General features: G+C 31.1%; 12 protein-coding genes. 5 read left to right on the top strand and 7 right to left on the bottom strand.

Annotated elements, in window-relative coordinates:
• The first annotated feature begins 625 nt into the window (after positions 1-625).
• From AC1Q7N_RS08125 to AC1Q7N_RS08110, 4 genes are all read left to right on the top strand, one after another.
• Positions 626-2,599, top strand: coding sequence for an AraC family transcriptional regulator (locus tag AC1Q7N_RS08125; protein ID WP_002438477.1), 1,974 nt, complete (start codon positions 626-628; stop codon positions 2,597-2,599).
• 38 nt (positions 2,600-2,637) lie between these two features.
• On the top strand, positions 2,638-3,366 hold the full coding sequence (locus AC1Q7N_RS08120) for a transcriptional regulator, SarA/Rot family (protein ID WP_002438479.1): 729 nt from the start codon (positions 2,638-2,640) through the stop codon (positions 3,364-3,366).
• A 35-nt stretch (positions 3,367-3,401) separates the two neighbouring features.
• On the top strand, positions 3,402-3,725 hold the full coding sequence (locus AC1Q7N_RS08115) for a PH domain-containing protein (RefSeq protein WP_001832425.1): 324 nt from the start codon (positions 3,402-3,404) through the stop codon (positions 3,723-3,725).
• Positions 3,726-4,129: 404 nt separating this feature from the next.
• Positions 4,130-4,474 (top strand): SarA family transcriptional regulator, encoded by a 345-nt coding sequence (locus AC1Q7N_RS08110; RefSeq protein WP_001832412.1) that lies wholly within the window; start codon positions 4,130-4,132, stop codon positions 4,472-4,474.
• Between the two features lie 104 nt (positions 4,475-4,578).
• Here AC1Q7N_RS08110 and AC1Q7N_RS08105 read toward each other — a convergent pair whose 3' ends face one another.
• Genes AC1Q7N_RS08105 through AC1Q7N_RS08075 form a run of 7 tightly spaced genes read right to left on the bottom strand, consistent with a single transcriptional unit; the run spans position 4,579 to position 9,625 of the window.
• On the bottom strand, positions 4,579-5,415 hold the full coding sequence (locus AC1Q7N_RS08105) for an urease accessory protein UreD (protein ID WP_001832418.1): 837 nt from the start codon (positions 5,413-5,415) through the stop codon (positions 4,579-4,581).
• Positions 5,415-6,029, bottom strand: a complete 615-nt coding sequence (gene ureG / locus AC1Q7N_RS08100) for an urease accessory protein UreG (RefSeq protein ID WP_001832410.1) — start codon at positions 6,027-6,029, stop codon at positions 5,415-5,417. The genes AC1Q7N_RS08105 and ureG overlap by 1 nt, the downstream gene beginning before the upstream one ends.
• 12 nt (positions 6,030-6,041) lie before the next feature.
• On the bottom strand, positions 6,042-6,731 hold the full coding sequence (locus tag AC1Q7N_RS08095) for an urease accessory protein UreF (RefSeq protein ID WP_002456972.1): 690 nt from the start codon (positions 6,729-6,731) through the stop codon (positions 6,042-6,044).
• Positions 6,724-7,176: an urease accessory protein UreE gene (gene ureE, locus AC1Q7N_RS08090; protein WP_001832382.1), complete on the bottom strand. Its 453-nt coding sequence runs from the start codon at positions 7,174-7,176 to the stop codon at positions 6,724-6,726. The genes AC1Q7N_RS08095 and ureE overlap by 8 nt, the downstream gene beginning before the upstream one ends.
• Before the next feature lie 13 nt (positions 7,177-7,189).
• Positions 7,190-8,905 (bottom strand): urease subunit alpha, encoded by a 1,716-nt coding sequence (gene ureC / locus AC1Q7N_RS08085; protein ID WP_001832399.1) that lies wholly within the window; start codon positions 8,903-8,905, stop codon positions 7,190-7,192.
• 2 nt (positions 8,906-8,907) lie between these two features.
• Positions 8,908-9,309, bottom strand: coding sequence for an urease subunit beta (locus AC1Q7N_RS08080; protein ID WP_001832383.1), 402 nt, complete (start codon positions 9,307-9,309; stop codon positions 8,908-8,910).
• Positions 9,310-9,322: 13 nt separating this feature from the next.
• Positions 9,323-9,625 carry an urease subunit gamma gene (locus AC1Q7N_RS08075; RefSeq protein WP_001832402.1) on the bottom strand — a complete coding sequence of 101 codons (303 nt, stop codon included), beginning with the start codon at positions 9,623-9,625 and terminating at the stop codon, positions 9,323-9,325.
• 268 nt (positions 9,626-9,893) lie between these two features.
• Here AC1Q7N_RS08075 and yut point away from each other — a divergent pair, with 268 nt between their 5' ends.
• Positions 9,894-10,796 carry an urea transporter gene (yut, locus tag AC1Q7N_RS08070; RefSeq protein WP_002494676.1) on the top strand — a complete coding sequence of 301 codons (903 nt, stop codon included), beginning with the start codon at positions 9,894-9,896 and terminating at the stop codon, positions 10,794-10,796.
• Positions 10,797-10,829: the final 33 nt, after the last annotated feature.

Raw genomic sequence — 10,829 nt, 5'->3', positions numbered from 1 at the left:
TGCGAAAGTAGCGATTCCTGCAGTTGCAATTGTAGCTGTAGCGATTTTTTTCATTGTTAAATATCCTCCTAAAAATTAAACTAGTTTTTTATAATTAATAATCATGTGATCAATGAGTTACAAAATAAATTTTTATTCGTTCTTGTTTAACGACAAGCCATACTCTAACAGAAAAATTGATGTTTGTGTGCATTGTTATTGATTTGTAATTTTTTGCTAATATTGTTACACAATCTCATTTAACCCAATTAATTTATGTAATATGAATAGAAATGATACGCTCAGCTTTTTTAAAGTATTTTATTTTGAGCAACACAAACACTGTTACATGAATGTAAAATTACTGAAAATTCTTTTTGATAATAATTAACATAGCAATGTGAATAAACAGTATTTGAATTTTTGATATTTTACGTTGATTTGATGATATGATTGAGCAATATTTTGAAAAAGCTATATAAATAGAAAAGAAAATTGATATAATTAAAATCTAATTTGTTACTACTAATTTTTTGAGAGTTGTATAATAGACACTGAAAAATAGATGTTGTCTAGTTATATTTAGTTTAGCAATCGGGGAGAAGTTTAATTTAAAATACACACTAGGACATCGTGAGGAAGACATATGAGAGAAAATTATTCGATACGTGTTTTTAATAATTTAGCCATTAATACAGAAAAGGCACTGAGTGTAAAGGTATTTTATTGTTTGAAAGGAAAATGTGAAGTCACTATCAATGTTCAGAAACATATATTAGAGAAAGATGATATAGCATTTGTTGTAATGAATGATACGTATTCACTGTTAAGTAATACAGAGACCATGTGTTGTATTATCGATATACCTATACATCGATATCTTAGTCAGAAGGATACTCAATTTTTAATAAGTGGTACAAAGATTGATGAAAGTAGTAGAGATAGAATAAAATATTGGATATTAAAAATATTAGAGCTCCATTGTTTATCTTATAATGATGTGTCCGAGATACAAAGGTTGATACAATTTTTACTTATTGAATTGAGTTATCTAAAGAAACCAAAACTTGATGTAAATAAAGATTTTTATTTATCTGAAGATATACATCAATATTTAGTGGATCATCATGACAGTAAAATCAACAAACATGAACTAGCTGAAGCTGTTAACCTATCAAATCAAGCACTTACATCAATGTTTAAACAAACGCCATTTCAAACATTTAATCAATATTTAAATCAACTTAGATTAAAATTTTGTCTTATAGATATTTTGACAACCCATAAACCTATCGAAGAAATAGCTATAGATCATGGTTTTCATCATTATTCTCGATTTATACAATTATTCAAAAATACATATGGTTATACACCTAAATTGATTAGAAGAGATTATATAGCGACGTCTATCTTCAAAAATACTGCTGAAGAAATTGATTTAGATAGACATTTTCTTATGAACATTCACGAATTACGAGATTTAGATTCAAAAATAATAAGTAAAAAATATATTGAGATGTCAGATAAAGGAAAAAAATATCGTTCTTATGATATTTATATTGAAGATAACCGAAGTACTATTCTTGATCAGGAACAGATAGTTCATATAAAGCGTAATTTAAGTTTAAGTCAAAAATCAATGCGTTATGTAATAGAACTTAACTACACTTCTATGATTGAAAACAAAGAGTTATGTCGTTATGAGATGTTGAAAATTTTACGTTTTTGTTCCGGTTTGAATTTAATTCCAACATTTAAAATCATTACCGATCGACATGATACTTTTACATCAAAGGAAAAAATGGCTCTGAAGTTAACATTTCAAATGTTATTCATTATGCTTAGGGAATTTAATCAACTTGAGATTGAATTTATAGTAGAGGACATGATGTTAAAACAAGTGGTGCAGTTAAAAAAGATGATTAGCTCTTATTTTGAATATTATAAATTAAATTATCGTATTAAAAATGAGAAAATTGGAAATGTTAATTATCAAAATTTAGAAAAACAAGTGACTCAAATTTTCATTCCTATTGATCAATTACATTTATATATTAAAGAGATGTCATTTGAAAAAGTCATTTTGGAAACCAGCTATTTGACCGATTTAAAAAGTGAGGTTGTAGAATATCCATGGCTTCAACATATTCATACATTAATTAAAATGTGTGGTTTAGTAAGGGGAGTTTTAATACAACCGTCCTTTGATTACGCTACCACATACACATATCATTCAAATTTAAAACCGCATCATATCTTGTCTTATGTAATAAGAATGTTTAACCAATTAAGGGGTACAATCGTCTATAAAGATGATGCAATCATTATGACTAAATATAAGTATGAATATCAGGCCATTGCTATCTTTTTAAAAAATACGATTAAGGAAAATGTAAACCATCAACAATTAATTTTTTCAGATATTCAATCACTCAACCATGCAGAATATGAATATATAGAAATGATGCCACTTTTAATGAATGAGAATAATGAGCTAGATAGTCATATATCATACCCACATCAATATTGGTTAGCAAAGTTGAAGAGTAAAGAAAGCCAACAAGCAATAGTTGATCTTCCTAAAATGAGTATTGCTCATTTAACATTTCTTTGTTCGTAGTCGTGCAAGGTTGTTGACTAAGAAAGGATTATCATCAAATGCAACAACAGAAGATTAAACGATTCTTAGCCCATTTTGTATTAGATCACGTCACAATAGAATATTTGAAATATGGCCACCAGTTGACAATTGAACAGCTTAAATTATTAATATTTATATTACATTTCACTGAAAATCATAAAGAAGATTTAAGTTTAAATATGATCATCTTTTACAAAAATTATCAAAAAAACCAATTGTTAAAAAGTATTACACATCTATATGAATTTAATTGGATTTCAAAAAAACGACATCCATACGACCAACGTAGACTAGTTATTACATTAACTCAAAATCAATGTAGTAAAATAACTCAATTAATTGAAGAATTAGAACACTTCTTAGAGGTGAAATCTACATTAATAAACGAAATTAATCATTCAACTTTATTATCGTATTATTTAAAGTGCCATAGTCAATTTAGAGTGATTGAACAATCTTGCACCTCTCAACATTTAACATTAGAAGAATTATACCTTCTTGGGTTACTTATCATTAGTGATAACAAGACTACATTTAAAAGCATAAAAGTACATGCTTTAAAGGGAATCATTGCAATGGGACCTATTATTAAGACCTTACAGTCAAAAGGTTATCTCATTAAAAGTCGGAGTAGAGATGATGAACGCTATATTGTATTAACACTTAGAAAAGAAAAAGTTAATGTGATTCAGTCAGAAATCGAGGAATGTTACAATAAATTAGAACAGGGAATACAGCATGTGTAAAATAAAATTTATATTAAACAAAAGGAGCTGAAAGAATGATTTTAGACAATGTGAATCCTGATGATTTATTTCCTACCGAGAAAAAAGGGCCTTCTGTATTAGGTATGATTGAGTATAACGTGCAGGGTCAGACTAAATTTGAAGGTGCCTTCATAGCTACAAATGAACGGTTAATTATGAATGTTGATATGAATGGACAATTTTATTATCGTAATATACGTTATGATGAAATTAATCAAATTCATTGTGATGGTTCAGATATTATATTTGAGTTCAATATTGGAACAGTTCCAATGCGTGAAATTAAGACAGAAGATGTACAAGCTTTTGTTGATTATATAAAACAACAAATTCAATAAATATACTAGTTTATTATGTGATATTTACAATGAACTTAAAATTTTGAATTGTAAAAGATTTGATACCTTTAAAATTCCTTATGTAAAATAATTGACTGCTCTTTTGATGTATACGAATCAATCCCAATTAAACAGATATGTTATATTAAAATTTTAAAAAATACGATGACTTAATTAGTGATATATTATTAGGATTAATATTTTTAATTACATCAATTTCACTATTATAAATGTTTTGGTTAAGAAATAAATGTATAAATGCATTTTGTAGTTATAAAAATATTGAATTCTTATACTTATTTGTTTAAAATGTACCTTGTAACATGGGCGGAGAAATTTTCGGTTAGATAAAATACATGTGAACCTTGCTACAACAAGATGTGCATCAGAGGAGTGGTTTTATAATGGGAAAAATTAAAGACATCAATGATTTGGTTAATGCGACATTTCAAGTAAAAAAATTTTTTAGAGATACTAAAAAGCAATATAATTTAAATTATGAAGAAATTTATATTCTTAATCACATTTTGAAAAGTGAATCTAACGAAATATCTTCAAAAGAAATTGCTACATGTTCAGAGTTTAAACCGTATTATTTAACTAAAGCATTACAAAAATTAAAAGATTTAAATTTACTATCTAAAAAGAGAAGCGTGCATGATGAAAGAACAGTAATTGTATTTGTATCAGATGAACAACGAGAAAAAATAGAAAAATTGATTTTAGAATTAGAAAACTATATCAAATAATACTAAGACACTGGCGTTTCATGTGTGTTTTTAAGATGAAGATTTCTAAAAAAGACTAGGTATCCCACTTTAAAGTGAGTACCTAGTCTTTTTATTTGAAAAAATTAATATTTTCTTAAGAAGTTAATTTGTCGATGATAAATCGTTTGATTGATATATGATTGAACACGAGTCAAAATTTCTTCTATTATTTGAGTTCTTTTAGTCAAAATACGAACGGCCAATCCATGAGTAGGTAATTGTGAGATACCTATTCTACAGTCGTATTGTTTTTGAAAATCAGCAACTGCCACGTAAATATCGTCTATGAAACTTTGGTTTACATCTGGATGAATAAAATAAGCTGATCCTAAGTGTGTATAATTTTCCATATACCCAATACCGTCAAGTCGGCTTTTATCAGGACTTAACATCATGTTATCGAAAACAACTAATTGATTGTCAATGTAAATTTCATTAATAAGATGCATATAATTATACGTGAAATCTTGGCCATTAGATGAATAGCCGGGAGTCAATATATCTGTGTAAAATATAGCACTATCTTCTTTAAGATTAAACGTATTATGTTGGAAAAATTTAGCGTTTTCATAGGCAATAATAGGATCTGCTACAAATTCCATATACGATTGATTTGATAAATTAAACGTTTGATACTGTTCTACATGGTCATTAGGCGTTTTATATATTTTAGTTGCACCTTGAGAAGTAAGCGTCACTTGTGCATTATCTTCTAAGTTGACATTGACACGGTATCTATCTCCATCTAGATAACCTCCACCCACATTGACAATATAGAAAGTTGGCACAGGAGATTGTTCTAAATATATAGGTCGTAATACTTTGAGCGCCTTTTCAAAAAATATATTTCGTGCTTTCGAACTTTCACCATTATTGAAAACTGTTAAATCTAATTGACCGGTCCAATGTTGCTCAGCCATTAAGTTAACCCTTTCAGTAAGACGTCGTGCTCAATCCACTCAATAACTTTTTCTAAACCTTCATCAGTTTTTAAATTTGTAAAAGCGAATGGATGATTTCCACGAAATACTTCAGTATCTTTAGCCATTTGATCTAATGAAGCACCCACATATGGTGCAAGGTCAGTTTTATTAATAATGAAGAAATCAGATTTAATCATACCTTGTCCACCTTTACGTGGAATCTTTTCGCCCTGAGCAACATCAATGATATAAATTGAAAAGTCAACGAGTTCTGGACTAAAAGTAGCCGCTAAGTTATCGCCACCTGATTCAATAAAAATAAGTTCAATATCATCATTACGTTCTAATAATTCATCTATGGCTGCGAAGTTCATTGAGGCGTCTTCACGAATAGCTGTATGAGGACAACCTCCAGTTTCCACACCGATAATTCTATCTTCTGGTAAAACACCTGTATTAACTAGTATTTTTTCATCTTCTTTAGTATAGATATCATTAGTAATAACGCCAATACTCATTTTTTTCGCAAGGCGTTTAACCACTTTTTCTATTAATTGGGTTTTACCTGCACCAACAGGCCCCCCGATACCAATTTTAATTGGGTTTGACATCTCATATGCCTCCTATGAAATAAAGATTCGAACATGAACATTTTCATGTTCCATTTGATTAAGTTCCAAGCCGGGAGCAGTCATACCAAAATCGATTTCGTCCAATTCTAGTATGTGATTTCGTGTCTTCTCAATATGGGCTATCATTTCAGTTACGACTTGCTGTCCAGCTGTTTGTCCTAAAGGAATCGCTCTTACTGCATTTTGGGTAAGGCTAGAGATATTTTGATATAAATAATAATCAATGATGGATTCCACATCTACACCTAAAAAATGTCCTAGCATAGTAAAGCACACAGCAGGATGAAGCTTAATTTTATTGTTTTTCATTTGATTATAATACCATTGAATCCATTCACTATCATAAAGATCTAAAGCTAATTTTACCATGCGTGTACCCATTTGCTTAGCGCCAATACGCGTTTCTTTAGGTAGATTTTGTACGAAGAGTTTTTGGTTAATATCTAAAATTTTATCTTTGTCATTGTTAATTAATGCGTGGTAGACAATTCTCATAGCTATCCCATCTGAATAAGTTAATTGTTCGTTTATAAACAAATGTAACCATTTAATAAATGTCTCAGTATCATATACAGTTTCTCGTTGAATATATGTTTCAAGTCCAAAAGAATGACTAAATGCACCTGTAGGAAACTGAGAATCACAGAACTGAAAAAGTCTTAAATGTTGGTGATCAATCATGCGAATGTCCTATATGTCGAAATGCTTGATTGACCTTTCTGTCTTCATGTGAGTAGGGGATACCCAACTCTTTTAATAAATCTTCAACAAGATAGTCATATTGAATAAGCATTTCAGTTTCTGTAAATTGGGCAGGTAGATGGCGATTACCTAGTTGATGAGCAATGTCTCCCATTTCCTTTAAATTTCTAGGTTTAATAACTAATAAGTCTTCGCTATTAACATCGACAATAATCATGTTTGTATCGTCTTGATATAAAATATCACCATATTGTAGGTCAATAGGTTGTTTAAGACGTATCCCTATTTCATTACCGTGATCTGTTTTAACACGTTGTATACGTTTAACCAAATCTGAGTTTTCAAGATAAACTTTTTCGACATGTTTTTGCTTTTCATCTTGAGATAAATTAGCAATATTTCCCTGAATTTCTTCTATAATCATGACTTATGTCCTCCTAGAATAAGAAGTATCTTTGTGTTAATGGTAATTCTGTTGCTGCTTCACTTGTGATTTTATTACCATCAACGAATACCTCATATGTTTGTGGATCTACATCTATTTTAGGTGTAGCATTATTATTTTTCATATCTGCCTTAGTTAAATTTCTAATATTTCTAACTGGTCGAACCATTCGTTTTAGATTGAGTTGACGATAAATACCGTTTTCATATGCAGTGTTAGAAACAAAAGTCATAGCAGTATGTGTAATGTTACCACCAAATTGACCATACATTTTGCGATATTTCAAAGGCTCTGATGTTGGTATGGAGCCATTAGCATCACCATTTACTGCTGAGTTAATCATGCCCCCTTTAACAACAAGATCGGGTTTGGCACCGAAGAATTCTGGTTCCCACATTACTAAATCGGCAAGTTTACCCGCTTCTACAGATCCAACATAGTCAGAAATACCATGTGTAATGGCAGGATTGATTGTATATTTTGCAATGTAACGTTTAATACGATTATTATCGTGATATTCAAAGTCACCATCTAATGGTCCGCGTTGTTCTTTCATACGGTGTGCAACTTGCCAAGTACGTGTTACAACTTCACCGACACGTCCCATTGCTTGTGAATCTGAACTTACCATACTAAATACGCCCATATCTTGTAATACGTCTTCTGCTGCTATAGTTTCCTTACGTATACGAGAATCTGCAAATGCAATGTCTTCTGGTATTGAAGCATTAAGATGGTGAGTAATCATAACCATGTCTAAATGTTCATCTACAGTGTTGTGAGTGTAAGGTAATGTTGGGTTTGTAGAAGAAGGTAAGATGTTTGAATATGCAGCTGATTTGATTAAGTCAGGTGCATGACCACCACCAGCTCCTTCAGTATGATACATATGCAATACACGATCTTTCACAGCAGCCATTGTATCTTCCATAAATCCAGCTTCATTTAATGTATCTGCATGTAAAGCGACTTGAACATCAAACTCATCTGCAACGTCTAATGCATGACTTAATGCTGAAGGTGTAGCTCCCCAATCTTCATGTACTTTAAGACCTATAGCGCCTGCATGAATTTGTTCAATAAGTGCAGTATGATTGACAGCTTGACCTTTACCAGTAAAACCTACATTAATAGGCATCTCTTCTGCTGCTTCTAACATGCGATGAATATGCCAAGGTCCTGGTGTTACAGTAGTCGCTTTAGCACCTTCAGAAGCACCAGTTCCTCCACCGATATGCGTTGTAATACCACTCTCAAGTGCAACTTCAGCTTGTTCAGGATTGATGAAGTGCACGTGTGTATCGATACCGCCGGCAGTAACAATTTTACCTTCAGCAGCAATAATATCAGTTGTTGCACCAATGATGATGTCAACATTATCCATTATATCTGGGTTTCCAGCTTTACCGATCTTAAAAATATAACCATTTTTAATTCCGATATCTGCTTTAACAATCTTGTCATAATCAATAATTAATGCGTTAGTTAAAACTAAATCGGCTACATTTTTATCATCTCTTGTCACATTAGGATTTTGAGCCATACCATCACGAATTGATTTTCCTCCACCGAAAGTAGCTTCATCGCCATAATTTGCATAGTCTTTTTCAACTTGTGCAAACAAGTTCGTATCTCCTAATCTCACAGAGTCTCCTACAGTTGGTCCATAAAGACTTGTGTATTGAGATTGTGTCATTTTAAAACTCATGCTTATTTACCACCTTTTTTATTCGCATTGTCTTCGCCTGCATCGTTTTTAACGGCAGCGTTTTGATTTGAATCATTTGGACGGAATACGCGTTCTTCGTCAATATCGCCATCGACTAAACCACGGAATCCATAAATTTTACGTCGTCCAGAATATTCGACAAGTTGTACTTTTTTTTCATCTCCAGGTTCAAATCTCACTGCAGCTCCTGCAGGAATATCCAAATGTTTACCATATGCTTTCTCACGATCAAATTCTAATGCCTTATTTGCTTCGAAAAAGTGGAAATGTGAACCTACTTGTATAGGTCTATCGCCTGTATTTTTTACTTCAATCACCGTTTCGGGATGATGTTTATTGACTTCTATTTCAGTATTTTTAACAATAATTTCACCAGGAATCATTGATATAGCCTCCTTAAACGATTGGGTGATGGACTGTTATTAACTTAGTACCATCTGGAAAAGTTGCTTCAATTTCAAGTTCTGTAATCATGTTAGCTACGCCATCCATGACATCTTCCTCGTTTAAAATTGTTTTTCCATAGCTCATGAGTTCAGCTACCGTTTTACCATCACGCGCGCCTTCTAATAATTCATCACTGATTAAAGCAAGTGCTTCAGGATGATTAAGTTTAAGTCCTCTTGCTTTTCTACGACGTGCAACCTCAGCAGCTACAACTATCATCAATTTGTCTTGTTCACGTTGTGTAAAGTGCAAAACTATCCCTTCTTTCATATTAATTTGTCTTGCGAATTTTATATTAAAACTATTTAATGAAGTATACAAGTATAATACTTTGATAATTTTATCTAATTAACAATGTTTTTTTAAAATTAAGTGTATAAAGTTGAATAAATATGAAAAATATCCAGCGTACATAAATATTATTTTAGTAAAATGTAATTGATATGAGGAATATTTAATGGTAATTTGAAAATTGTCTTTATTAAATAATTAATGTAGTGAATAAAAGGAGGCTATAAAATTGAAATTGATAAAAGTAATTTTAAGTAGTATCTCTCAAGTGGTTTTAATTAATAATCCATATACTGGGTTATTCATTTTAATTGGACTGTTCGCAGTGAATTGGAAAGTAGGAATCAGTGCAATGATTGCAAGTGTAATGACTTGGATATTGGCACCATATATGAATTACACAAAAGAAGAAATCGAAAGTGGATTAGCCGGATTTAACCCTGTATTAACCGCAATTGCACTTACTTTATTTTTGGATTGCAATTGGAGCGGTATATTAATCACATTCGTAGCCACTATTTTAACGCTACCGATTGGAGCAGCGGTTAGAGAAGTATTGAAACCACATAAAATAGCGTTTCTAACTAGTCCGTATGTTATTATGACGTGGATTACTTTATTAATACCTAATCAACTTAAAACGTTACATACTCAGATTGATATTATTCCGGAGCATATAGAAAAGGTATCTTTAAATAATGACCACACCCGTGTTCATTTTTTTCAATCAGTTTTAGATGGATTTGGACAAATATTTTTAATGCCCAGCATAATAGGTGGTTTATTAATTCTAATAGGGATTTTTATAGGTTCTAAAAAAGCTGGAATTGTTTCTATAATTGCAAACATTATTGGGTTCCTAATAATTATATTACTGGGTGGAGACTATAGTAGTATAAATGAAGGCATATTTGGCTATAATGTAGTTTTATCTGCGATTGCGCTAGGTGTCACTTTTGAGACAGCAATCCATAGTTATCTCGCAATGATTTTAGGAATAGTACTCACTGCATTCATACATTTAGGTTTGAGCACATTGCTCGCACCATTAGGTTTACCAACTTTAACATGGCCATTTATTTTTGCTACATGGATTATGTTGTTTGCAGGAATTAAAAATCAATCTGTATAAATAATGCATAAAAAATGAAAATATTAAAATTTA

It is taken from the genome of Staphylococcus sp. GW823-FHT05F06 (genome assembly GCF_058795495.1).
The sequence above is the reverse complement of the archived record's forward strand: the minus strand, read 5'-3'. Positions and strand labels throughout refer to the sequence as shown.

What these genes read in the sequence shown, in the direction of transcription:
- AC1Q7N_RS08125 (WP_002438477.1), top strand. Translation starts at nt 626, where the DNA reads ATGAGAGAAAATTATTCGATACGTGTTTTTAATAATTTAGCCATTAAT.
- AC1Q7N_RS08120 (WP_002438479.1), top strand. Translation starts at nt 2,638, where the DNA reads ATGCAACAACAGAAGATTAAACGATTCTTAGCCCATTTTGTATTAGAT.
- AC1Q7N_RS08115 (WP_001832425.1), top strand. Translation starts at nt 3,402, where the DNA reads ATGATTTTAGACAATGTGAATCCTGATGATTTATTTCCTACCGAGAAA.
- AC1Q7N_RS08110 (WP_001832412.1), top strand. Translation starts at nt 4,130, where the DNA reads ATGGGAAAAATTAAAGACATCAATGATTTGGTTAATGCGACATTTCAA.
- AC1Q7N_RS08105 (WP_001832418.1), bottom strand. Translation starts at nt 5,415, where the DNA reads ATGGCTGAGCAACATTGGACCGGTCAATTAGATTTAACAGTTTTCAAT.
- ureG (WP_001832410.1), bottom strand. Translation starts at nt 6,029, where the DNA reads ATGTCAAACCCAATTAAAATTGGTATCGGGGGGCCTGTTGGTGCAGGT.
- AC1Q7N_RS08095 (WP_002456972.1), bottom strand. Translation starts at nt 6,731, where the DNA reads ATGATTGATCACCAACATTTAAGACTTTTTCAGTTCTGTGATTCTCAG.
- ureE (WP_001832382.1), bottom strand. Translation starts at nt 7,176, where the DNA reads ATGATTATAGAAGAAATTCAGGGAAATATTGCTAATTTATCTCAAGAT.
- ureC (WP_001832399.1), bottom strand. Translation starts at nt 8,905, where the DNA reads ATGAGTTTTAAAATGACACAATCTCAATACACAAGTCTTTATGGACCA.
- AC1Q7N_RS08080 (WP_001832383.1), bottom strand. Translation starts at nt 9,309, where the DNA reads ATGATTCCTGGTGAAATTATTGTTAAAAATACTGAAATAGAAGTCAAT.